A 22,737-nucleotide genomic window follows, 5' to 3' on the forward strand; every position below is an offset into this window, starting at 1 on the left:
CGTGCGTGTACCTTGGGGATACCTGTTTCTTTTTGTTCGATAGTGCCAGATTTGGCCGGCCGCTTTTTAAAACAAACAAGGCCTGCTAAAGTCCGCCCATAAAAAATATAAAGAGGTTTTGTGATGCGTATTACGCTGTATCAATTCCCGATCTCTCACTACTGTGAAAAAATCCGCTGGGCGCTGGACTACAAAGGTATTCCCTATAAAACGGTGAACCTTTTACCAGGACGCCACATGGTGTTGATAAAAAAACTCAGTGGCCAGACATCGGTACCGGTGTTAAAACATGGTAAACATGTAGTGCATGGTTCGTCGGCAATTCTGGATTATCTTGATCAGGCTTTTCCGCAAAAACCGCTGTTGCCAAAAAATCCTGAGCTGCGTGCGCAGGCACTGGATTGGGAGCGTCGTCTGGATGCCGAAGCCGGACCGGATGTCCGCCTCTGGAGTTATCATCATTTACTGCAGCAGCCTGCGCAGGTCATTCCTTTGCTGGGTGCACGTAAACCGTTCTTTTATCGCTGGCTGTTGCGCTCAGTTTTCCCCAAGCTGGAATACACAATGCGCCGCTGGATGAAAATCACACCGGATAATGCCACAAGTGCGCAACAGCGAATGGAAAGTGTATTAACCGATTTGCGTCTGGCCTACAGCCAGTCGCATTTTCTGGTTGGTGAGCATTTCACCCGTGCCGACCTGACCGCCTGTGCTTTGTTCGCACCATTATTTCAGCCATTTCAGTATCCGGTTCCCTGGCCTGGGGTTGAGTCTTCCCCGGTGCCGATGCGTGAGTGGATTGAGCAGCATCAGGATATTATTGAGCCACTGCGGTTGCGTTATGCTCAATATCGCTGATGTCTGACAGTAAACGGATTCAATAAAAAATGCCCGGTGAATACCGGGCATTTTTTATACAGCCTGCAACCGCACTTTAAAGCACATAGTGACCCAACAGCAGTACGCTGCCATAGCCGGCGCTGTAGGCGATAATCAGAGCCATAAAAAACTTCAGGTAGCTGCCGAAGGTCAGTTCATTGATTTTGCTCATGGCCACAATACCAGCGGCGGAGCCGATAATCAGTAATGAACCGCCGACACCAACGGCATAGGTTAATGCCATCCATTCCTGCAGGCTCATGGTGACATCGGCTTTCAGCAGAGCGGCCGTCAGCGGAACGTTATCAATCACTGCTGACAGCAGTCCCATCAGGTAATTAGCAGCCCAGGCTGGCATATGCTGGTACAGCGCGACAAAGCTGTCGAGGGCGTGAATTTCTTTCAGCGAGCCGACAATCAGCAGGATACCGAGGAAGAACAGCAAGGTATCAAACTCGATCTGGCGGATGTAATTCAGAATCGGATGATTTTCGGTATCTTCGCCGTAAGCACGGGCCACCAGAAACATGACCGACAGACCGGTCAGAAAACTCAGTACGGGCGGAATATCAAACACTACGTTGCCGGCAATAGTGGCGAGAATCGTGAGGATAAAAATAGCGGCAATAGCCAGATCCACCTGAGCCAGGTCGTTTTCTTTATGCTGAATCATGGCATGGTCACGTAATGACCAGGACAGCATGGTGGTGAGCAGCAATACCGCGGTCAGAGCTGGCAGTGATAACAGCAGTAAATTGGTAATGCTGACTTTACCGGCAAGGAAAATCATCAGCGTGGTGACGTCACCGGTAATCATGGCAACACCGCCGGAGTTAACGGCAAAGACCACGACGGTGGCAAAACGCAGGGTTTTAGCGGCGGATAAATTCAGCGATAAGATCAGGGCAACAGAAATTAACGTCGCCGTAATGTTGTCGGCCAGAGAGGAGAAGACAAAGCTGAACAGGCCGGTCATCAGCAGCAGCTTGCGTTCCGATATCTGACTGGGCAGAAAGCGGTAAATCAGACTTTCAATCAGCCCTTTTTTGTTGAGATAGGCAACAAAGGTCATCGCGGCCAGCAGGAACAGCCAGAGGCTGGCAATTTCTCCGATATTTTCCTGCAATCCTTCCTGGACCAGCTCGTGGGTATGGGTATCTGGGGAAAACGCAAACAGCAGAATCCAGGACAGTGCACCTAAAAACAGCACAACCTGAGCTTTGTTTACGTGGATAACTTCTTCAAGTACAACGGCGAGCAGGCCAATAATGGCCAGGATGATCAGCAGGTAGGGTAAAAAATCGGGCATCAGGCAACCTCGTTGTCGTCCGGACGGAGTATCCGGAAGGGAAAGACATGGGTCATAAAGCGCAGGCATTGTAGGACTGTAAAAGAAGGCTGCAAAGCGCTTTTTTACCGCCGGATTAAGACCTTAGCCGGGCGATGCCTGTGGTCCCCGGCATCGCGCGGCTGCAGGCTCTGGTGCAGAAGCGGATCAGACTGTTGCAATTGACAACGCTATGTCGCGACAGAAATTAAGCAGTCCCTCTTGGGTGCTTCAGTATTCTTTCCAGTCGCCGCCATCGTGCATGGCGTCGTTCCACTCACACAGCAGTTCGGACAGGGCATGCGCCTGATGATGCAGGGCGTGCAATTCTTCCAGGGTGTTTTTTTCACCGCTGTAGAGCGGCAGGGTACGCAGCTTGCTGACCAGCGGGTGATCGGGCAGCTGCATTTTATTGCGCTCCAGATTCCAGCGGATATTGTTGGTCAGCATGCGGAAGAAACTGATTTTGGTGCGCAGCGTAAACAGGGTGAAATCATCCAGGTCGCTGAAGTGCTGGTAATCAATACCGGCCAGCAGGGCTGTGCGGCCATTCACTTTAATGGAGGCTGAGCGTTTGAAGTTCAGCACCATGGCCATCACGCCGAACATTTCACCGGCATTGATTTCGTTGATCACTTCACCGCTGTCATCATCGGCCAGAACAGCCAGCTGACCCTTGAGCAGGAAATACAGTACGTTGGCGTCATCACCGTGATGCAGAATGATTTCATCCTGATCGGCAGTTACAAACTGAGTGACACTCATCAATAATTCAAACTGACTCGGGTCACTGTGAATCAGATCCTTGAAGAAGGTAACGCCATTGACAATGCGTTGCAGAGTGTCGATGGGATACTCTTCGCGGGTGATACGACGCATGTTTGCTCCATAACTGCCAGGAATGTCTGTGGCGCAATATAGCATGCCCGCCGTGTGAATAAAGGCTAAACCACGGCCGGACATGACCGGTGTCAGTTCAGGGCAGCCTTTAATCCGCGGTGTTTTTTTCCTCCTCGCGCAGAGTAAGTACTTCATAACCTGTCGCCGTAACGGCGATGGTATGTTCCCATTGAGCTGACAATTTTTTGTCACGGGTGATCACCGTCCAGCCGTCTTTCATATGTTTTAAACGGTGGTCGCCCTGATTGATCATCGGTTCGATGGTGAAGGTCATGCCTTCTTCCAGTTTCATGCCAGTGCCGGCTTTACCGTAATGCAGGACCTGCGGTTCTTCGTGCATCTCGCGGCCAATGCCGTGACCGGTATAGTCACGTACTACGCTGAAACCCGCACGTTCGGCCACCTGCTGAACGGCCTGGCCAATATCACCGAGGCGGGCGCCGGGACGTACCTGACGGATACCGGCCCACATCGCCTGATAGGTGGTATCCACCAGACGCCGCGCCTGCGGGTTGATCTGGCCGACGCAGTACATCTTGCTGGAATCGGCGATAAAGCCGTTTTTTTCCAGGGTGATATCAAGATTAACAATATCGCCGTTACGCAGCAGCTGGCTGGCTTTGGGCATACCGTGGCAGACCACATGATTGACCGACGGATTCAGTACATAGGGAAAATCGTACTGTCCTTTACTGGCCGGGCGCGCCTGCAGATCGTTGACGATAAAGTCTTCCACCCGGTTATTAATATCCATGGTGCTGATACCGGCTTTGACGTAGTCATCCAGCATGGCAAACACCTGCGCCAGCAAGCGTCCGGATTCGCGCATCAGCGCCAGTTCTTCCGCAGTTTTGATTTTAACCAGCATGTTGCAGCAACTCCTTCAGTGGCAGTTCTTTGCAACTCAGCAGTTTGCGCGTCAGCTGCGGGTAAGTGAGGTCGGGATAGAATTCGGCCAGCATGCCGATTTTGATCCAGAACTCGGCCTGGGCATTAATAGAACGCGACATCGACGCGCTGGCATCACGGATTTCTTCGTGCAGATCGTCAGAAATTTTAACAATACCCATAACAGGCTCCCGGTTGAATTACACGAAGTATATACGTTTCGTATATTTCAGGCAGTGCCTTACAGCGGCGTATTTTTGCAACACTGTGTTTGTTTCTGTATTTGTCTTTGTATGAGCAGAAACACGCCGCGGCGACCTATACGGCAGAAAGCTTGCGAGCGGGAAAAGAGGAGGGCAGGACGCAGTAGTGCAAAGAAAACAGGCTGGCGCCGGGCGCCAGCCTGTCGGTTTTAATCCGGCAGTCTGATTTTACGTTCGGTGGTGACCTTAGCCGCGCGGATGGTGTTGTCTTTAATCTGCAGAATCTCGATACGGTAGTCGCCAATGCGCAGGCAAACCGGCGCGTCGGGAATATGTTCAAGAATTTCGACAATCAGACCACTGAAGGTTTTCGGGCCATCGGTTGGCAGATCCCATTTCAGCGCTTTGTTCACATCGCGCACGTAAGCGGCACCATCGACGATGTAGCTGCCGTCTTCCTGTGGATGCACGTCGGGCGAGGCGGCTGAGACCACGTCGGTGGTAAATTCGCCGACAATTTCCTCAAGAATATCTTCCAGCGTACAGATGCCCTGCACATCGCCGTATTCATCGACGACCAGAGCAATACGGCGTTTGTTTTTCTGGAAGTTAAACAGCTGGGTATGCAGCGGAGTGCTTTCCGGAATGAAGTAAGGCTCGCGGCAGATTTTTTCCAGGTCTTCTTTGAGGAATTCACCGGAGGTTAAAAAGCGGCTGATATTACGTGTGTGCAGAATGCCGACCACATTATTGATATCACCACGGTAAACCGGCAAGCGGGTGTGCTGAGTGGTGCGCAGCTGTTGCAGCACGGTTTCCAGATCATCGTTGAGGTCGATGCCGACCAGCTCGGTGCGCGGCACCATGATGTCGTTTACCGTCATCTTCTCCAGATCAAGAATACTGATCAGCATATGCTGGTGACGCTTGGGAATCATGGAGCCGGCTTCACGCACAATGGTGCGCAGCTCTTCGGTGCTGAGGTTATCCGGCGTGGTGTTGTTGACGTCCACCCGGACAAGGCGCAGCAAAGCGTTGGCAATGGTGTTTACAAACCAGACAAAAGGCTGCAGCAGCCACTGAATCGCCAGCAAGGCGCGCGAGGCCGGAAAGGCAATTTTTTCCGGCGCGATGGCGGCCAGGGTTTTTGGCGTCAGCTCGGCAAAGATCAGCACCACCAGGGTAAACAGGATGGTGTTAACAAAGACGGCGAGATCGGGGTTATCCGGCCACAGGCGTTGGCTGATGATGGTTGCCAGTGCGGCGGCGGCAAAGTTGACCAGGTTATTACCGGTAAGGATGGTACCAATCAGACGATCGGGCTTTTCCAGCAGCTTGGTGGCACGCATCGCGCCTTTATGCTTGCTTTTGGCCATATGCCGTAACCGGTAACGGTTAAGCGACATCATGCCGGTTTCGGAACTAGAGAAAAATCCAGATAAGATGATTAACAGAACCAGTATGCCGAAGAGCACACTTAAGGGAACGTCACTCAAGACGGGATCCTTTTAATATTAAGATCCCGCCATCATAGGGGCGGATGTTTGGCTGTCAACTGCACCAGCAGGCTTGTTGGCGCAGAAGGCGGCAGAATCAGCGCTGCAGCACCATTTCCAGCACAAACTTGGTGCCGAAATACGACAGCACCAGAAAGCCGGTGCCTATCAGGGTCCAGCGGCTGGCAATCACCCCGCGCCAGCCAAAACGGTAGCGGCCAACCAGTAAAATGGCGAACACGATCCAGCCGAGGCTGGCGAACACCACTTTATGCAGCAGGTGCTGGGCTTTCAGGTCGAACACATAAGGCCAGCCGATGGCAAAGGCCGCGGTCAGCAGGATCATGCCCAGCCAGACCATCTCAAACAGCAGTAAATCCATGGTCTGCAGCGGCGGCAGGGCCTGCACCAGGCCACGGGTCTGGCGTTTTTTAAGTGCCAGATCCTGCAGATACAACAGCACCGACTGCACCGCAGCGATGGTAAAGACGGCATACGCCAGTACCGACAGCAGGATATGCCAGGCCAGGCCATAGCTCAGTTGCTCAAGGGACATTTGCTGGCCGGAAAGTGCCGCCAGCAGGAGAATGACGGCGGCCATCGGCAGCAGGCCGATAAACAGGTTATCGACCGGTTTCTTCCAGCCGGAGAACAGCAGCAGCAGGGTGATAACCCAGCAGATCAGTGAGCCGACTTCGAACATGGCGAAGTTAATGTGCTCGCGTCCCAGCATCTCAATACCGATATAGCCCAGATGCAGCATCGCCGCGATCATAGTGCTCATCAGCACCGGCATGCGGTTGGCGGTTTTCTGTCCGCTGACGGTCTGCCACTGGCGCCATGCGGCAAACAGATAAAACCCGGCGGCGGGCAGCGCCAATACTAATCCTGACATGAAAAATCCTCTTCAGAGGGCGGCAGTTTCGCACATGCCGCAAACGGGTAAAAGGGTGCGCTATCAACGCCGCTGGCAGAATCGCTCCGGGGCCCTGATGCTAAGGCGGCGGGCGGAGTTTGGGGCCAGCGCTTTGCCGGGGTATACTGCCGGCTGTTTTGTATCTGGGTACGAGTCATCGCGATGTTTGAGAGCCTTACCGACCGCCTGGGGAATGCCCTTAAAAGCATTACCGGCCAGGCCAAGCTGACGGAAGAAAATATTAAAAGCACCGTGCGCGAAGTGCGTATGGCGCTGCTGGAAGCCGACGTAGCGCTGCCGGTGGTCAAAGCCTTTACCGAACAGGTAAAAGAGCGCGCCATCGGCACCGAGGTGCTTAAGAGTCTGAATCCGGGCCAGGTGTTCCTGAAAATTGTTCATGACGAATTACAGAAGGTCATGGGCGATGCCAACGAAAAGCTGAATCTGTCGGTTCAGCCGCCAGCGATCGTGCTGATGGCAGGTCTGCAGGGTGCCGGTAAAACCACCACCGTGGGCAAGCTGGCCAAATTTCTGGCTGAGCGCGAAAAGAAAAAGGTAATGGTGGTTTCGGCCGACGTTTACCGTCCGGCGGCGATCAAACAGCTGGAAACCCTGGCTAACGATGTCGGTGCCTTGTTCCACCCGTCGTCACCGGATCAGAAACCGCTGGATATTGCTCAGGGCGCTATCGATGCGGCCAAGCGTGCCCATGCCGATGTGCTGCTGGTGGATACCGCCGGTCGTCTCGCCGTTGACGAAGAGATGATGGCTGAAATCAAGGCGCTGCACGCCGGTATTAATCCGGTGGAGACCCTGTTCGTGGTAGACGCCATGACCGGTCAGGATGCTGCCAATACCGCCAAAGCCTTTAACGAAGCGCTGCCGTTAACCGGTGTGATTCTGACCAAGGCAGACGGTGATGCACGTGGTGGTGCCGCGCTGTCGGTGCGTCATATTACCGGTAAGCCGATCAAGTTTATGGGTATGGGCGAGAAGACCGATGCGCTGGAGCCTTTCCATCCGGATCGTGTGGCCTCCCGTATTCTCGACCTGGGTGACATCCTCACCCTGGTGGAAGAAGCCGAACGTACCATCGATAAACAGAAAGCCGAAAAACTGGCGAAAAAGATCAAAACCGGTAAAGGCTTTGATTTAGAGGATTTCCTCGACCAGATTCAGCAGATGAAAAACATGGGCGGCCTGACCTCCATGCTCGATAAATTACCGGGCATGGGCAATATGGGGCAGATGGCCAAGCAGACTGATGCGGCGGAGAAAAACTTCAAGCAAATGGAATCGATCATCTATTCCATGACCCGTGAAGAGCGCCGTTTTCCGGACAAAATCAACGGCTCGCGTAAAAAGCGTATTGCCGCCGGTTCCGGCACCCAGATTCAGGACGTTAACCGCGTACTGAAGCAGCATTCACAAATGCAGAAAATGATGAAAAAAGTCACCGCCAAAGGCGGCATGCGCAAAATGATGCGTGCCATGGGCGGTATGGGTGGAGCAGGCGGACCTGGTGGCCCATTCGGTGGCGGCGGTGGCCCGTTCGGCGGTGGTATGCCGCCGATGCGCTGAGTGCCGTCAGGTACTGACAGGCTCGCTACTACGCTCTGCATAGTAGCGTCTGCCGCCTGACAGGATATAAGACGACTGCTTCGGCAGTCGTTTTTTTGGGCTGGAAGGTGTGACTCGCTACTACGCTCTGCGTAGTCGTGCCTGCCGCCTGAGAGGATACAAGACGGCTGTTTCGGCAGTCGTTTGGGTTGGTGTTGGAAGGCGTTGTGTTCTGAGTTGTAGCCGCTGCGCGGGTTGGCTTTTTGGGCTGCGGCCCGGCCCTATGACCTCTTTGAGGGGTCTTACCCCTCACGCCGGTCGGGCAAACTCCCCGCTTCGCGCTGTGCAGGACTTAATCCGCTCTGAATAATTCTGCGATCTCGGTAACGCGAATAATGGGCCATCCATGGCCCTATTCGCTCGTCCGGCATCCATGCCGGGGCGTACCGGCGCAGTATTATTCAAACCGGTGTCCTGCAGGCGCATGAATTCAGCCGCAATGCCGGATATAAACCAAACGCTGAATTGTAGGGGCGGGCCATGCCCGCGATAGCGCTTGATTGAGCAGCTCGCGGGTGCATGAATTCAGCCGCAACGCCGGATATAAACCAAACACTGAGTTGTAGGAGCGGGCCATGCCCGCGATAGCGCTCGATTAAGCAGATCGCAGGCGTATACATTCAGCCGCAACGCCGGATATAAACCAAACGCCGAATTGTGGGAGCGGATCTTATCCGCGACGGCATCAGCCCCACATTCACTCTGATATGTAGGGTGGGCGCTGCCCACCAAATGGCCTGTAAAGAAAGCGCTACTCAGCAATGAGTGGCGGCTTTTTTATATGTGTCACGAAGCCTCGGATGTAAGGAAACGGCCGAACTATATAGCGTATATTTCCGTGTTATACGCAAACCAGGCACGTCGATCATTCGTGCTTGCTCATATTGCCAGAGGCTAGTAACTTAAACGTCAAATAAATCAATAGCTTGCCCTCAGAGTGACAATAGGGGGTTACAAGCTGACTGGTTAATACAGCTGCGTTCTGAGCCTGAATTAACAGGCGTGCCGTTTTTCCGGAAGGAATTGTTGAGTTATGGACGATTTCTCCGCTGGGTAATGAGTTGCACGGGGTTTCTCGAAAGAGTCGCTCAAGATAAATGCGCGCGCACGCTAATACACTGTTAGATTTCAAGGAGGTTTCGTGGGTATCGCCAAAAGAGCATGGGAAGAAGCACAAAAAAGAGGTTTTAGTGTAGATGATAATCTTTGTGTTTGCATTGATTGCTTTGAAGACTACGGAGTTAGAACTTTTATTGAAGAAAATGATACAGGAGAGCCTTGTGATTTCTGTGAATCTAATGGCGAATTTTCATGTCGTTTAGAAGATGTTTTGGCTCATGTAATGATGTGCATAAAAACGGTATGGGGGCATCCCGATAATGAGGGATTACCTTATGAAACTAGAGAAGGGGGATGGCAGGGTGAAGTTTACGACTCTTGGGAAATGCTTGATTTCGTGGGGCTTGAAATAAATAGTGATTCATTGCAAGAGTATATTTATGCATCGCTATTTAATGATGGATGGTGTAGACGCAACCCATACTCGTTATCAAAGGATAGAACTCTCTATTATGGCTGGGTTGCCTTTTCGGATTTTGTCAAAAATAAATCGAGATATGTGTTCTACAGAGCTAATAATTCTGATTATGATAGATCTCAGCATGACGAAATGAATCCTGTAGATATTCTCGATGCTTTGCAGGATATTCTGAACGAAATGGGGCTGATAAAAACATTAGATGTTGATGCCAATATATACAGAGTTAGGATTACAAAGACTACAGAAATTTTAAAAACTTCCAAAGAGCTAGGTTCTCCACCTGAGGAATTTGCAAGCATGGCAAATAGAATGAGTCCTGCTGGTATTTCAATGTTCTATGGGGCTTTTGATGTTGAAACAGCTATTAAAGAAACATATGAGCCCGATGATTATGTAAAAAAAGCAACGTGTGGTGTATTCCAATCTCTTCGGCCATTAATAGTAGTTGATTTTTCTGAAGGTATTTATATTCCAAGCTTGTTTGATGAACATAAGCTACGCATTCGTGACGACATGGTTTTCCTCGTCGATTTTTTAAAAGACTTCACTCGTCCTATAGAAAGAACGAATCGTGTACATGTTGACTATGTCCCGACGCAAGTCGTAACTGAGTTCATTCGCCATGTATTCAAAGATGTATCTGGAAAATCAATAGATGGAATTATTTATCCAAGTTCTAGAAGAGAAGAGGGTAAGGCCATTGTTGTATTTGCTGACTCAGAACAATGCATTGATGATGGAGACGTTATCCTAGATAGATCTCTATTAGCGTTGAAAAGAACGTTCTCGCGGATTTTAACGAGAGCTAATATGTCAGGTGATCCTGATACTATAGTACATAAAGTGCAAACTAAAGACGGACACTGCACTTGGCCATTTAACTACTCTTTTGACGTCGGAAAGGTTAATTGTCCTCGCTGCGTAGAAATTCTTGAACGAGAAAATAAGATCTAATAATGTCAAGCACTGTGACGGCTTCTATGTTTCGGCTTCGCCTGCACTATAAAACCACGCATGTTGGCGGCGCTATATGACGATCGAAAAATTCAAGGATCGTCGATATCAATAACGACCCTGAATCAGAACTTTCACCTTTGTCCCTCCGCCGCCATGATTGATTACCTGAGCAGCGTGAGTAGCCTGCGCTTTTAACCGCTGTTTTAACCAGAGCCTGATTCAGAGAGATAATACGATGACAGGAGTAATACGATGATCTGGCTGCAACAGGAGATTCAGCTCAGTGCCAAAGCGCGCGGCTTTCACCTGATTACCGGCGAAATCCTGCGGCAGTTGCCACAGCTTAAGCAGATTCAGACCGGGCTCGCGCATATTTTTATTCAGCATACCTCGGCGTCGCTGACGGTGAATGAGAATGCTGATCCTACGGTACGCAGCGACTTTGAAGCGGTCTTTAACCGTCTGGTGCCGGAAGGCGAGCCTTATTACCGCCATACGCTGGAAGGTGACGACGATCTGCCGGCGCATATTAAAGCCAGTCTGCTAGGGCCATCAGTCACTCTGCCGGTGACTGATGGCGCTTTTAATTTAGGCACCTGGCAGGGCATTTATTTGTGTGAACACCGTGACCATGGTGGCCCGCGTCGCTTACTGGTGACTCTGCAGGGCGTCTGAGCACTCCTTATTTGCTCAGGCGTCTGGGCAGGCAGCCGGTCAGTTATGCCTTCATAATTATTTGTTCTTAGGGATAGCGAGTGCTTCCTTTACAATGCCCGGCTTTCATCTGCTGGCAGGACTGCTCCCGTGAGTCTTAACACTTCTTCTGAATCTGGCGCTGTGGCGTCTTCTTCCGCCTCTTCTCCGGCTGCTGTGGCCCCATCTGCGCTGGCATTGTTGCCTATTGGTTTGTTTCTGGCGCTGTTTATTGGTGGCGGTCTGTATTATCAGCAAGCCGGGGTGGACTTCGCCTTTTATCAGGTGCCGGCTCCGGTGGCGATTCTGCCGGCCATTCTGCTGGCACTGTTGCTGGCGCGTGGCACGCTGAATCAGCGCGTCGATGCCCTGATTCGCGGCTGTGCCGATAACACCCTGATTACCATGGTGCTGATTTTCCTGCTGGCGGGTGGTTTTGCCAGTGTGGCCAAGGCTATCGGCGGTGTGGATGCGACGGTAAATTTTGGGCTCAGCCTGATTCCGCCGCCGCTGGTGTTGCCGGGCCTGTTTGTGATGACGGCTTTTATCGCCACTTCGATGGGTACTTCTATGGGCACCATCGCGGCCATTGCGCCCATTGCGGTGGGCATCAGCGAGGCCACGGAATTATCGACGGTACTGACCATCGGTACGGTGATGGGCGGGGCGATGTTTGGCGATAACCTGTCGATTATTTCCGATACCACCATTGCCGCAACCCGCACCCAGGGTTGTGAAATGCGCGATAAATTCCGCATGAATTTTAAAATTGCCTTACCGGCGGCGATCATCACCCTGTTATGGCTGGCTTATCAGGGCGCGGCCAGTGAGGCGCAGCAGGTGAAGGGTTATGATCTGTGGCTGGTGCTGCCTTATATCGCGGTGCTGGGCTTAGCGCTCAGCGGTCTGAATGTGTTGCTGGTGCTGTTCGCCGGTATTGTTCTGGCCGGAGTGATCGGCCTGGTCCGGGTAGAGGATTATCACCTGGCGAACTGGGCGAAGGATATTTACGACGGGTACGGCAGCATGCAGGAAATTATGATTCTGTCGATTTTCATCGGTGGTCTGGCGGCACTGATGAAAGCCGGTGGCGGTCTGGCCTGGATCGGTGCGTTTATTGACCGCCTGAGCCGTAAAGGCAGCGCTCCGAAAGATCACCGCCGTGCCGGTGAATTCAGTATTGTTTCGTCGGTGGCGCTGGCCAACCTCTGTACCGCCAACAATACGGTAGCCATTATTATTTCCGGCAGTCTGGCGAAAGACATTGCCGAGCGCTACGGCGTAGACCCAAAGCGCAGCGCCAGCCTGATGGATATTGCCTCCTGTGTGGTGCAGGGCATTATTCCTTACGGTGCGCAGATGCTGCTGGCCGCCTCGCTGGCGGCGTTATCACCGCTGCAGCTGGTCAGTGCGGTTACCTATTGCTGGGCGCTGGGCGCTGTTGCTCTGATCTCTGTTGTTATTGGTAAACCTGCGGCACGTTGAGTGTCGCTTTAAAAAGGGTTTTTTATGATTGTCCGTCCACGTCCTAATGCTATTGCGCTGCTGTTTGTGATTCGTGGTTCGGTTGTGCCACGCATTTTTCCGCACCTGCTGGCGGTCGGCTTATTTGCCGCCGCGGTCAGTGCGTTGCATGAACTGCGCTGGCTGAGTGTTCCTGAGTTTTCTCTTGCGCCATTTACTCTGCTCGGTGTGGCGTTGTCGATTTTTCTCGGTTTCCGTAATAACGCCTCTTATGAGCGCTGGTGGGAAGCACGCAAGCAGTGGGGCGCGATGGTGTACGAAATCCGCAGTCTGGCGCGCTCCAGCGAGACGTTGCTGGATCTGCAGGCCGAACATTCGGCGGCCGGACAATTGCGCCACGATTTACTGCACTGGTGTGCTGCACATTGCCATGCGCTGCGCGGCTCATTGCGTAAGCAGGACAGCCGCAAAGAGCTGAAACCCTGGTTAAGTGATGAAGATATTGAGCGCGTATTCAGCCACCAGAATCCGGCGGAATATTGCCTGCGCCGCGCCGGGCGGATTATTGGTGAACTGTACCGCCAGCAGCATATCGATGCGGTGGGTCTGCGGATTCTGGACGAGCATTTAACCCGCTTAGCTGCGGTGCAGGCCGCCAGTGAGCGCATTGCCACCACGCCGCTGCCGTTTGCCTACACGCTGCTGACCCACCGTACCGCCTACCTGTACTGTTATTTACTGCCCTTTGGCCTGGTGCCATCACTGGGTTGGTATGCGGCGCTGTTTACCGTCATTGTGGCCTACACGTTTTTTGGTCTGGATGTGCTGTCGGAAGAAATGGAAGAACCGTTTGGCTGCGCCGCCAATGACCTACCGCTGGATGCCCTGTGCCGGATTAACGAGATCTCCATTGCTGAGTCGCTGGGTGAAACCCCGCCGCCGTTGCTGCAGCCGGTTAAGCATGTGTTGCAGTAATTAGGGTTGATCAGCCACTGCTGCTCACTTAAGCAACCAGCCAGCGCTGACTGCATGTGAACAGCCTTTGCGGGGCAAGCCCCTGCGCCCCAATCCGGGGAACTTCTCCCCGGGCCCCTGCTTTGCGCTTTCTGGCCCGTGATCCTTATTCACTCGGTTTTTACTGACCACGCGTATATTGGCCATCCATGGCCACATACGCTTGTCTGGCATCCATGCCAGACAGATCGTAAAAAACATCGCTCATGGCGGCGGGCCCAGAGGCGCGGTTTATCCCAGCCGCAACGTTGTTTTTATCGAACAATAATGCCCATTCTGAAAAGCCGCTTAGCGGATTAATGAATGCGCCTGCAGGACGCCGGAATGAAGAGCACTGAGCCGGCGCGCCTCTGCATGGATGCAGAGCGAGCGGATAGGGCCATGGATGGCCCATTATCCGCGTTGCCGTGACCGAGGTGGTCTGAATGGAGGAAAAAGGCCTGCACAGCGCGAAGCTGGGGTCGGCCCGCCGGCAAGGGGATAAGTGTAGTGGTCAACTAATTCCGGACACGGTCTTAAGTAATTCTTCGGCTGCCGATGGGCTCAGCCCATTGTTAGCACTGTGTGGTCTGTAGCCGTTGTAGTAATGCATCAGATACCGGCCCACATCCATTTTTGCTTCCATCACCGAACGATACCCCTTATCCGGTATCCACTCGGTTTTCAGACTTCGGAATAAACGCTCCATCGGCGCATTATCCCAGCAGTTTCCGCGACGGCTCATACTCTGCTGCATCCTGTAACGCCACAGCTGTTGCCGATACTTCAGGCTTGTATATTGAGCGCCCTGATCGGAATGAAACATCACGCCGGATGGTTTTCCCCGTCGCTGATACGCATCATCCAAAGCCTTAGTGACCAGCCCTGTCTGCGCTTTATCAGAGATCGCCCAGCCCACCACTTTGCGGGCGTACAGATCCAGTACAACGGCCAGATAAATCCAGCGTCCACCGGCTCGTATAAAAGTGATGTCGCCACACCAGACCCGATTGGGTGCTGTCACGGTAAACCTACGGTTCAGACGATTAGGAATCGACAGATGCTCTGCCGTTGCTGGTTTATATTTATGTGCTCCGGGCTGTTTGCTGACTAAGCGCTGCTCTTTCATTAATCGGGCGACCAGATAGCGACTCACCTGGTTGCCATTTTCGTTCAGCTTGTCGCGAATTCCCCGGCTTCCAAGTGAACCACGGCTGATTTTAAAGACCTCAGCCACGTGAGCTTTAAGGCGTACCCGCTGGCTATTGATACGGCTTACTCTGTTGCGATAGGCGTAGTAACAAGAGCGGTGAATCTCAAATAGTGAGCACAGCTTTTTAACCGGATACCGCTCTCTCAATTGGTTGATCAGCGGGTAGGCTTGATCGCGTCTGACATTAAGAGAGCCGTAGCCTTTTTTAGAATGACCTTGTCTTCCTCCAGCTCTTTAATTCGGGCTTCAAGTGCCTGAATTTTCTGCTGTTCAGGCGTGAGGGCTTTGCCCTTTGGCGTAGCACCGCCGCGTTCTTCCTGTAACTGATCAATCCAGCGTCGCAGAGTGGTATCGCCAATATCCAGCGCCTGACAAACCTCGGAAACAGCGCGCTGCTGATCGAGCACCATGCTGGCAGCTTCTTGCTTGAACTCTGCAGTAAAAATACGACGTTGTTTTTTCATTGGACACCTCTTGGGTTGTGATTTTATCACCTAAGCGGGTGTCCGGATTGATTAGACCACTACAAAGTTCCCCTGTGAGGCATTGGGCGTTTTAAAATGATTTAAAACGTTAATTGAACAGCATTACGCTGATGGCTGTAAATTATTGAGGCTTGTCGGGAAGAACTGCGTCTGGCGGGAACATTCAGGAAAGCACCAGAGCGGTTATTTCCTGAATTTTTTGTACTCGCTGCATCAGAGCTGATGCAGCGTATCGTGTGATAAACCCGGCGTTTATTCCACGCCCTGAGACTTCAGGTACTCATCATAAGTACCGTGGAAGTCGACGATCTCATGATCGCGGATTTCGATAATGCGGGTTGCCAGTGAGGATACGAACTCACGGTCGTGGGACACGAAAATCAGCGTACCTTCGAACATTTCCAGCGCCGCATTCAGCGACTCGATGGATTCCATGTCCATGTGGTTGGTCGGTTCGTCCATGATCAGCACGTTGTGGTTGTGCATCATCAGCTTACCGAACAGCAGACGGCCTTTTTCACCACCGGAACAGACTTTCACTGATTTCTTGATGTCGTCCTGGTTAAACAGCAGACGACCCAGAGTTGCACGTACTGCCTGATCATCATGCTCGGTGGTCTTCCAGCGTTCCATCCAGGCAAACAGATCCATGTTTTCGGCGAATTCGTATTCGTGATCCTGAGCGTAGTAACCCAGATTCGCGTTTTCCGCCCACTTAATGGTGCCGGACTTCGGTGTCAGATCGTTCACCAGACACTTAAGGAAAGTGGTTTTACCCGCGCCGTTAGCACCGATAACCGCAATCTTCTCGCCGGCTTCAACCATCAGGTTGGTGTTTTTGAACAGCAGCTCATCACCTTCATAACCGTGGCTCAGGCCTTCCACTTCCAGCGCCAGACGGTGCAGTTTCTTTTCCTGAGTAAAGCGGATAAACGGGTTCTGACGGGTAGACGGTTTGATATCGTCCAGCTTGATCTTGTCCATCTGCTTGGCACGGCTGGTGGCCTGCTTGGCTTTGGAGGCGTTGGCCGAGAAGCGCGATACGAACTGCTGCAGTTCAGCAATCTGGGCTTTCTTCTTGGCGTTTTCTGATTGCATACGCTCGCGCGCGGCGGTGGAGGCAATCATAAAGTCATCGTAGTTACCCGGATAAATGCGGATATCGCCGTAGTCGATGTCGGCCATATGGGTACAGACGGAGTTCAGGAAGTGACGGTCGTGCGAGATGATGATGATGGTGCACTTCATGTCATTGAGGATACCTTCCAGCCAGCGGATGGTATTGATATCCAGGTTGTTGGTCGGTTCGTCGAGCAGCAGGATGTCCGGGTTAGAGAACAGCGCCTGAGCCAGCAATACGCGCAGCTTCCAGCCCGGAGCCACTTCGCTCATCGGGCCTTCATGCAGTTCGGTTGCGATACCGGCGCCCAGCAGCAGCTCACCGGCGCGGGATTCGGCGGTGTAGCCACCCATCTCAGCGAACTCACCTTCCAGCTCGGCGGCACGCATGTAGTCGTCTTCGGTCGCTTCCAGGTTGGCGTAAATGGCATCACGCTCTTCCTTAACAGCCCACAACTCTTTGTTACCCATCATCACGGTATCGATAACGCGATACTGTTCAAAGGCGAACTGATCCTGGCTCAGCTTACCCAGACGCTCGTTCGGCGTAATGCTGACATTACCGGCGGTCGGCTCCAGAGAACCGTCCAGAATTTTCATAAAGGTGGATTTACCGCAGCCGTTGGCGCCGATCAGGCCATAGCGATTACCGTCACCAAACTTGACGGAGATGTTTTCAAACAGAGGCTTGGCACCAAACTGCATGGTGATATTAGCGGTGGAGATCACGGGTCAATCCTGATAGAAGAAGGGTTTTACGAAAGGGCGCGACTATACGTGTTTTTCGTGCAAAAAACGAGCATCTGAGGCGTTTTTGCGCCGCATTGGGATGATTTCACCGTCTGCTTTGAGGCTGGGTGAAAGCCAGGAGCGAGTCCGCCAGCCGCCCGGACATTCAGGAGAAAAATCATGGATACAGACAATATCAATGAACAGACCGTACTGGACTTCTGGTTCAGCGAACTGACCCCTAAACAGTGGTGGGTGAAAGACCCGCAGCTGGACCGGGAGATTGAGCGCCGCTTTGGCGCAGTACACGCAGCTGCCTGTGCCGGGGAGCTGTATCACTGGCGTGTCAGTGCGCGCGGACGGCTGGCGGAAATCATTGTGCTCGACCAGTTTTCACGCAATATCTACCGCGACAGCGGGCGTGCCTTTGCCGCTGATCCGTTAGCACTGGTGCTGGCACAGGAAGCGGTGGCGGCAGACGCTGATGCCAGTCTGGCGGTGAGCGAATGCCTGTTTTTGTATATGCCTTATATGCACAGCGAATCGCTGCTGATTCACGATGAAGCGCTGCGTCTGTTTGCCCGTCCGGGGCTGGAAGATAACCTTAACTTTGAACACCGCCACCGCGATATTATTGCGCGCTTTGGCCGCTATCCGCACCGCAATGCCTTGCTGGGGCGCGAATCGACGGCAGAAGAGCTGGAATTTTTACAGCAGCCGGGATCGTCGTTTTAGGATCTGTTCAGGCTACAGGTTCAGGCTACAGGTTCAGAGAATCGTTATGTTACGCCTGATATTGATGACTCCGTCATTCTGCATAGTGCTGACATTTGCATATGACCTTGAAGGCATTATCCGCAACAGTGAAAACCTTAATGGCCGGGTAGTGGATCATACGGTCTACGGGATACAATCCGTGCAATGGCTGGTCTTAACGGCCGCTGAAACCTGACAGGAACCCCAATTTTTTATGGCTGTTTTAACCGTATTACAAGCACCTGACCCCCGCCTGCGGGAAGTTGCCCGTCCGGTAACCGATATCCGCAGCGTACAGACGCTGATCGACGATATGTTCGATACTCTGTACGCCACCGACGATGGCATTGGTCTGGCCGCGACTCAGGTGGGCCGTCGTGAAGCCTTGCTGGTGATTGATCTTTCTGAAGAACGTAATGATCCGCTGGTGCTGATTAATCCGGAAATTATCCGCGGCGAACATAAAGAAGCCGGTCAGGAAGGGTGTTTATCGGTGCCTGGCTATTATGCCGATGTTGAGCGTTTTACCTCGGTAACGGTGTCGGCGCTGGATCGTGATGGTAAGGCCATCACCATTGAGAGCGATGATTTTCTGGCCATTGTAATGCAACACGAAATGGATCATTTAAAAGGCAAATTATTTATTGATTATCTGTCGCCGGTTAAACAGCAGATGGCGCTGAAAAAGGTGAAAAAACAGCAGCGGGAAAGTGTTCGCGGTTGAATGAAAAATGCCGGCCCGTTCGCCGGCTTTTTTATCGGTATTATTCTTCTTTTTTTATGGCTGTGTTGTTGCTGGCGCCTGTTTATAGGCTGCAGAAAACATAATAAAGCTCAGTCCGCAGATCAGTGCCATGGTGCAGACAATGGTTGCACCTGACGGCAGATCCCACAGCGCCGACAGCATCAGCCCGGCGGCATAAGCGCCCGCGCCGGTAATGTAGGCACGCAGCAGCGGATGCTGGCGGACTTTCTGCACGGCAAGTGCCGGCATAATCAGGCTGGCAAACACCAGATAGACACCAACCAGTTGCACCGAGGTGGTCACACTGATGGCAAACAGGGAATAAAACAGCAGCGGGCTCTGTTGTTTGCCACGCCCAACTCTCAGGCCAGCCCCAAGCCCGAACCACAGCGCCAGTACCGCCGCATAAATAATGCCCACCGGGATCAGCTGGCTGTAGGTGACCCACAGAATCTGTCCGGCGAGCAGGTCTTTTAACGCTTCACCGCCGTGTGGGTTACTGCTCAATACCAGCAGTCCGGCACTGGCGGCGAGTATAAATACGCAGCCGATAATGGCTTCCTGATTGTCTTCCCACAGCCTCTCACTGGCATACAACAACAGCGCGCCGCTTAAGGCCGCGCCCAGAGCAATCAGCTGTACCTGCCAGCCACCGGCTTCCCAGCCCAGACTGTAGGCAATAATGACGCCCAGCCCGGCGATCTGGGCAATGGCCAGATCGAGAAAAATAATACCGCGGCTGAGAACCTGCCGCCCCAGCGGCACGTGGGTGGTCAGCACCAGCAGCCCGGCGAGAAACGCCGGGGCAATGATGGATAACTCCAGATTGCTGAACAGACTCATGGTGCGAGTCCGTCTAACAGGCGTGAAATGGTGTCGTCGTAGAGGCTGAACAGATCCTGCGCCTGTTCACTGCCACCCACGGTAAAGGGCAGGGCAATGGCCGGAAGGCCGGTTTTATCCGCCAGCCATTCGTCAGCACGGCCATCCTGATAAGCCGCGCGGATGATCATTCTGGCCGGTTGGGCATCCAGCTGTTGCAGTACCTCCGCCAGATGCCCGGCACTGGCGGGCACGCCGGGTTTTGGCTCCAGCGTGGCTACTTCCTTCAGCCCCAGCCACTGCTGCAGGTAACTCCAGCTGCGGTGGTGAACCACAACAGCAACACCACGCAAGGGTGCTGCTTTTGTTTCCCAGCGCTGCATGGCGGCCTGCCAGCGCTGGCTGAAATCATCGGCGCGCTGCTGATAGGCGGCGCTGTTGTCAGCATCCAGCTGTTGCAACAGCGGCAGCAGGGCTGCGGCAACCTTACTGATATTGTGCGGGCTGGTCTGGATATGCGGATTGCCGCCGGGGTGTACATCTCCGTGTGAACGATCGACGGACTGGGGTTTATCCAGCGTTTCCACATAGCGGGTAGCTTCAAAATAACCGGGTTTGCCCGGTTGTACCTTGCTGTTGCCGGACTGGCGCAGCAGCAGGGGCAGCCAGCCGCTCTCCAGACCGGCACCGGTGCAGATCAGCAGATCGGCTTTGCGCATTTTCGCAATCAGGCTCGGCCGCGCCTGAATATGATGCGGGTCCTGTAAGGCGGTGGTGGCGGTAAATACGTCAACGTTATCACCGCCCAGCTCCTGTGCCAGAGCGCCCCATTCCGGCTCGCAGGCGAAGATATTCAGTGTGGCCGCCTGTGCAGTGGTGCAGCCACCAACAAGCAGTAACGGCAGCAGAACAGCGCGTGCTTTGCGTAATATTGTTTTCATCCCGCTCTCCTTAAAACCGGTGTGCACCGTGGGCGCCGAGGCTCATGGTGTATTGCAGCAGCCACTGGTGATCGATCTGTGGCTGCGACTCATCGCGGTTGTACTGCAGACGCAGACGGCTGAACTCGCTGTTGCTGTAATCCAGCATCAGGCTGTTGCGTTGCGGGGTATGGTTTTGCGCGTCGAGCACGCTGCCGGCAAAGGTTGCATCATTCTGGCCGGCGTCGAGCTGGTCGTGGCGCACACCGGCACGCCAGCCGTGGGCAAACTGATAAATTGTCTGCAGATACCAGCCTTTGGGTGTGGCCGAGTAGGGCAGTTCGCTGCCACCTGCGGGGATAAAGTCACCGTCGTTTTTACTCAGCAGATACTCACCCTGCACTTTAACGCTGCGGTTATAGGCGTTGCCGCCGGGTGACCATTTCCACACAAAATCAGCAATGGCGACTTTACTGCTGCCGCTGAACAGATCCGGGTTATCTTCGTCGCCGCTTTCGCGTGCATCGGCATTGGCATTCAGGTACGACAGACCGGCGCGCCAGCTGCTGCTCTGGCCAATATCGCCGCCGCTGTGCACAAACACCGACCAGGCCCCCTGGCCCTTGCTGGCACTGCCGCCGGCCGGATAGGCGCTGCCATTAAACCATTCCGCGCCGACTTCGGTGTACAGCTCGGTTGGTGCCAGCCAGCGCAGCTGCACGCCGTCGTCTTTATATTGCGTGCCGAGTAATGCGCGATAGGCCAGCGCAGTATCGGCAAAATCCCAGGTGTGGGCGTGCTGCTCATTGAGGTAACCGATACCAGAGAAGAAGCGTCCGCCGCGGAAGGTCAGGCCCTCTGCCGGGCTGGTCTGTACGTAGGCGTTTTCTACTTCGGTTTCATCGCCCAGTGCGACGGTAATGGCGCCGAACCAGTCGGGGTCAATATTGGCGCTGATGTTTAATTCGGATTCGCCCAGCGCAAAGCCCTGGCTGCCGGGTTCGCTTTCTCCGCCTAAGGGCAGACCGGCGATGGCGTAGTCATCGGGTTCACGGGAAAAATGGCCGAGTGTGCCGTTCAGAATCAGGCCAATAGCCGGATTAAATGCATTGGCAGCATCGGCGGCCCACAGTGGCGCGGGCAGAATAGCGGACAGGCTAAGCAGGGCACAGCAAGGCAAAATGCCGGTGCGGGATACAGACATGGTGTTCTCCTGAAAAATATAGCTATCACCGGTATGCGCTAACACACCGGTAACGATTCTGGGTTTAACGGATTCAGGAAAAACGGGGTGGAGCGCGGGCCTGGTGCGTGGCCGTAGTGGCCGCGATGGTCGCGGTTTCTGCTGTACTGAGCACATTGTGCGATAGCGGAATATAAGGTGCCTGAGGGCTGCTGCCGGAAAGGGCCGGCGTACTCAGGTCGGATGCCTGCAAACAATAGCTGCACAGCTCGCCGGCTGGGTGCTGTTCTGAGTGAGTCTGATGCCAGAGTGCAGCCGACTGACCGATAAGCAACAGCATCGTCAGCAACAGGGCATGGTTCAGAGAAATCAGGGTTCGTTTCACAGCATTGGTACCAGAGACAGGCGCGCTCAGACTAACACGCCGTTGATATGGGTCAACCGGTAATCGGAGCCAGTCTGGTTGGATTTGTGACAGGAACGAGGCATGTTGATTTGCGCCATTTTGCGGGTGCTGTCCCATCCTTCCGGATGATACAGGAGCGGATATGAGCAGGTTCTGCTGTGATAAAACCGGGCAAAGGAAGCTGGCCGATCAGGCTTGCGGCGTATTTTTCTGCGGATTCCACCGGCAAATATCGCGTGCCTGTTCTGAGATGGAAGTCTGATTCTGGTAATAAAACAGATTGTTTCTAATTGCTTTATCAATTGAAGTGCGGGGGACGGCTGTCTAGAATGGCCGTTTACTGCTCAGCCTGTATGTAATTGTGTCATCAATTAACGGCTTGTTTTTCTGGGTTATCAGCGTGTTGTTAGCGGCCGGGAATAATATTTTGTTGTTGATGTGAGTTTTGCAGGCTGATTTTCTGACAACTTGGAACGTTAAGCA

Annotated in this window: 20 protein-coding genes; 8 read left to right on the top strand and 12 right to left on the bottom strand. The window is 53.3% G+C overall.

Annotated elements, in window-relative coordinates; genetic code table 11:
- Positions 1 to 123: 123 nt before the first annotated feature.
- On the top strand, positions 124 to 858 hold the full coding sequence (locus tag HUF19_RS05600) for a glutathione S-transferase family protein (RefSeq protein ID WP_260999471.1): 735 nt from the start codon (positions 124 to 126) through the stop codon (positions 856 to 858).
- Between the two features lie 76 nt (positions 859 to 934).
- Here HUF19_RS05600 and nhaD read toward each other — a convergent pair whose 3' ends face one another.
- From nhaD to HUF19_RS05630, 6 genes are all read right to left on the bottom strand, one after another.
- Positions 935 to 2,188 (bottom strand): sodium:proton antiporter NhaD, encoded by a 1,254-nt coding sequence (nhaD, locus tag HUF19_RS05605; RefSeq protein WP_260998863.1) that lies wholly within the window; start codon positions 2,186 to 2,188, stop codon positions 935 to 937.
- A gap of 249 nt (positions 2,189 to 2,437) precedes the next feature.
- Positions 2,438 to 3,085 carry a cyclic nucleotide-binding domain-containing protein gene (locus HUF19_RS05610; RefSeq protein WP_260998864.1) on the bottom strand — a complete coding sequence of 216 codons (648 nt, stop codon included), beginning with the start codon at positions 3,083 to 3,085 and terminating at the stop codon, positions 2,438 to 2,440.
- Positions 3,086 to 3,194: 109 nt separating this feature from the next.
- Entirely contained in the window at positions 3,195 to 3,974 is a 780-nt protein-coding gene (gene map, locus HUF19_RS05615) for a type I methionyl aminopeptidase (protein ID WP_260998865.1), read from the bottom strand.
- Positions 3,964 to 4,176 carry a ParD-like family protein gene (locus HUF19_RS05620; RefSeq protein ID WP_260998866.1) on the bottom strand — a complete coding sequence of 71 codons (213 nt, stop codon included), beginning with the start codon at positions 4,174 to 4,176 and terminating at the stop codon, positions 3,964 to 3,966. The genes map and HUF19_RS05620 overlap by 11 nt, the downstream gene beginning before the upstream one ends.
- Positions 4,177 to 4,406: 230 nt before the next feature.
- Positions 4,407 to 5,693, bottom strand: a complete 1,287-nt coding sequence (locus HUF19_RS05625) for an HlyC/CorC family transporter (protein ID WP_260998867.1) — start codon at positions 5,691 to 5,693, stop codon at positions 4,407 to 4,409.
- A 97-nt stretch (positions 5,694 to 5,790) separates the two neighbouring features.
- Entirely contained in the window at positions 5,791 to 6,588 is a 798-nt protein-coding gene (locus HUF19_RS05630) for a cytochrome C assembly family protein (protein WP_260998868.1), read from the bottom strand.
- Between the two features lie 183 nt (positions 6,589 to 6,771).
- Between HUF19_RS05630 and ffh the strand changes: the two genes are divergently transcribed.
- From ffh to HUF19_RS05655, 5 genes are all read left to right on the top strand, one after another.
- Positions 6,772 to 8,190 carry a signal recognition particle protein gene (gene ffh / locus HUF19_RS05635; protein ID WP_260998869.1) on the top strand — a complete coding sequence of 473 codons (1,419 nt, stop codon included), beginning with the start codon at positions 6,772 to 6,774 and terminating at the stop codon, positions 8,188 to 8,190.
- Between the two features lie 1,180 nt (positions 8,191 to 9,370).
- Positions 9,371 to 10,723: a HEPN-associated N-terminal domain-containing protein gene (locus tag HUF19_RS05640; RefSeq protein ID WP_260998870.1), complete on the top strand. Its 1,353-nt coding sequence runs from the start codon at positions 9,371 to 9,373 to the stop codon at positions 10,721 to 10,723.
- 258 nt (positions 10,724 to 10,981) lie between these two features.
- A complete protein-coding gene (locus tag HUF19_RS05645) occupies positions 10,982 to 11,401 on the top strand; it encodes a secondary thiamine-phosphate synthase enzyme YjbQ (RefSeq protein WP_145469524.1) in 420 nt (139 codons plus the stop codon).
- Positions 11,402 to 11,596: 195 nt separating this feature from the next.
- The gene (locus HUF19_RS05650; RefSeq protein WP_260999472.1) at positions 11,597 to 12,904 is read left to right on the top strand and encodes a Na+/H+ antiporter NhaC family protein; all 1,308 of its coding nucleotides are present in this window, start codon (positions 11,597 to 11,599) and stop codon (positions 12,902 to 12,904) included.
- Between the two features lie 24 nt (positions 12,905 to 12,928).
- A complete protein-coding gene (locus HUF19_RS05655; RefSeq protein WP_260998871.1) occupies positions 12,929 to 13,858 on the top strand; it encodes a bestrophin family protein in 930 nt (309 codons plus the stop codon).
- 532 nt (positions 13,859 to 14,390) lie between these two features.
- Here HUF19_RS05655 and HUF19_RS05660 read toward each other — a convergent pair.
- Both HUF19_RS05660 and HUF19_RS05665 read right to left on the bottom strand, forming a co-directional pair.
- A protein-coding gene (locus HUF19_RS05660; protein ID WP_260996778.1) for an IS3 family transposase occupies positions 14,391 to 15,553 on the bottom strand; the annotation gives its coding sequence in 2 pieces (ribosomal slippage) (positions 14,391 to 15,298 and positions 15,298 to 15,553; 1,164 coding nt in all).
- 273 nt (positions 15,554 to 15,826) lie between these two features.
- Complete coding sequence (locus tag HUF19_RS05665) at positions 15,827 to 17,422, bottom strand: ABC-F family ATPase (protein WP_230330814.1); 1,596 nt, start codon at positions 17,420 to 17,422, stop codon at positions 15,827 to 15,829.
- Between the two features lie 180 nt (positions 17,423 to 17,602).
- Between HUF19_RS05665 and HUF19_RS05670 the strand changes: the two genes are divergently transcribed.
- A complete protein-coding gene (locus HUF19_RS05670; protein ID WP_260998872.1) occupies positions 17,603 to 18,157 on the top strand; it encodes a DUF924 family protein in 555 nt (184 codons plus the stop codon).
- Positions 18,158 to 18,392: 235 nt separating this feature from the next.
- Positions 18,393 to 18,902 (top strand): peptide deformylase, encoded by a 510-nt coding sequence (gene def, locus HUF19_RS05675; protein ID WP_260998873.1) that lies wholly within the window; start codon positions 18,393 to 18,395, stop codon positions 18,900 to 18,902.
- A gap of 54 nt (positions 18,903 to 18,956) precedes the next feature.
- Here the strand turns inward: def and HUF19_RS05680 are convergent, their stop codons facing one another.
- The 4 genes from HUF19_RS05680 to HUF19_RS05695 all read right to left on the bottom strand — a co-directional run bounded on the left by HUF19_RS05680 (position 18,957) and on the right by HUF19_RS05695 (position 22,233).
- Positions 18,957 to 19,766 (bottom strand): metal ABC transporter permease, encoded by an 810-nt coding sequence (locus tag HUF19_RS05680; RefSeq protein WP_260998874.1) that lies wholly within the window; start codon positions 19,764 to 19,766, stop codon positions 18,957 to 18,959.
- Positions 19,763 to 20,686 (bottom strand): metal ABC transporter substrate-binding protein, encoded by a 924-nt coding sequence (locus HUF19_RS05685; protein ID WP_260998875.1) that lies wholly within the window; start codon positions 20,684 to 20,686, stop codon positions 19,763 to 19,765. Before HUF19_RS05685 ends, HUF19_RS05680 begins: the two co-directional genes overlap by 4 nt.
- A 10-nt stretch (positions 20,687 to 20,696) precedes the next feature.
- Entirely contained in the window at positions 20,697 to 21,869 is a 1,173-nt protein-coding gene (locus tag HUF19_RS05690; protein ID WP_260998876.1) for a putative porin, read from the bottom strand.
- A gap of 73 nt (positions 21,870 to 21,942) precedes the next feature.
- Complete coding sequence (locus HUF19_RS05695) at positions 21,943 to 22,233, bottom strand: hypothetical protein (RefSeq protein WP_260998877.1); 291 nt, start codon at positions 22,231 to 22,233, stop codon at positions 21,943 to 21,945.
- Positions 22,234 to 22,737 lie beyond the last annotated feature (504 nt).

The organism is Thalassolituus hydrocarboniclasticus (genome assembly GCF_025345565.1).
Taxonomy (GTDB): domain Bacteria; phylum Pseudomonadota; class Gammaproteobacteria; order Pseudomonadales; family Oceanobacteraceae; genus Venatoribacter; species Venatoribacter hydrocarboniclasticus.

Excerpts from the sequence above, each read along its gene's own strand:
- HUF19_RS05600 (WP_260999471.1), top strand. The coding sequence starts at position 124 with ATGCGTATTACGCTGTATCAATTCCCGATCTCTCACTACTGTGAAAAA.
- nhaD (WP_260998863.1), bottom strand. The coding sequence starts at position 2,188 with ATGCCCGATTTTTTACCCTACCTGCTGATCATCCTGGCCATTATTGGC.
- HUF19_RS05610 (WP_260998864.1), bottom strand. The coding sequence starts at position 3,085 with ATGCGTCGTATCACCCGCGAAGAGTATCCCATCGACACTCTGCAACGC.
- map (WP_260998865.1), bottom strand. The coding sequence starts at position 3,974 with ATGCTGGTTAAAATCAAAACTGCGGAAGAACTGGCGCTGATGCGCGAA.
- HUF19_RS05620 (WP_260998866.1), bottom strand. The coding sequence starts at position 4,176 with ATGGGTATTGTTAAAATTTCTGACGATCTGCACGAAGAAATCCGTGAT.
- HUF19_RS05630 (WP_260998868.1), bottom strand. The coding sequence starts at position 6,588 with ATGTCAGGATTAGTATTGGCGCTGCCCGCCGCCGGGTTTTATCTGTTT.
- ffh (WP_260998869.1), top strand. The coding sequence starts at position 6,772 with ATGTTTGAGAGCCTTACCGACCGCCTGGGGAATGCCCTTAAAAGCATT.
- HUF19_RS05655 (WP_260998871.1), top strand. The coding sequence starts at position 12,929 with ATGATTGTCCGTCCACGTCCTAATGCTATTGCGCTGCTGTTTGTGATT.
- HUF19_RS05670 (WP_260998872.1), top strand. The coding sequence starts at position 17,603 with ATGGATACAGACAATATCAATGAACAGACCGTACTGGACTTCTGGTTC.
- def (WP_260998873.1), top strand. The coding sequence starts at position 18,393 with ATGGCTGTTTTAACCGTATTACAAGCACCTGACCCCCGCCTGCGGGAA.
- HUF19_RS05680 (WP_260998874.1), bottom strand. The coding sequence starts at position 19,766 with ATGAGTCTGTTCAGCAATCTGGAGTTATCCATCATTGCCCCGGCGTTT.
- HUF19_RS05685 (WP_260998875.1), bottom strand. The coding sequence starts at position 20,686 with ATGAAAACAATATTACGCAAAGCACGCGCTGTTCTGCTGCCGTTACTG.
- HUF19_RS05690 (WP_260998876.1), bottom strand. The coding sequence starts at position 21,869 with ATGTCTGTATCCCGCACCGGCATTTTGCCTTGCTGTGCCCTGCTTAGC.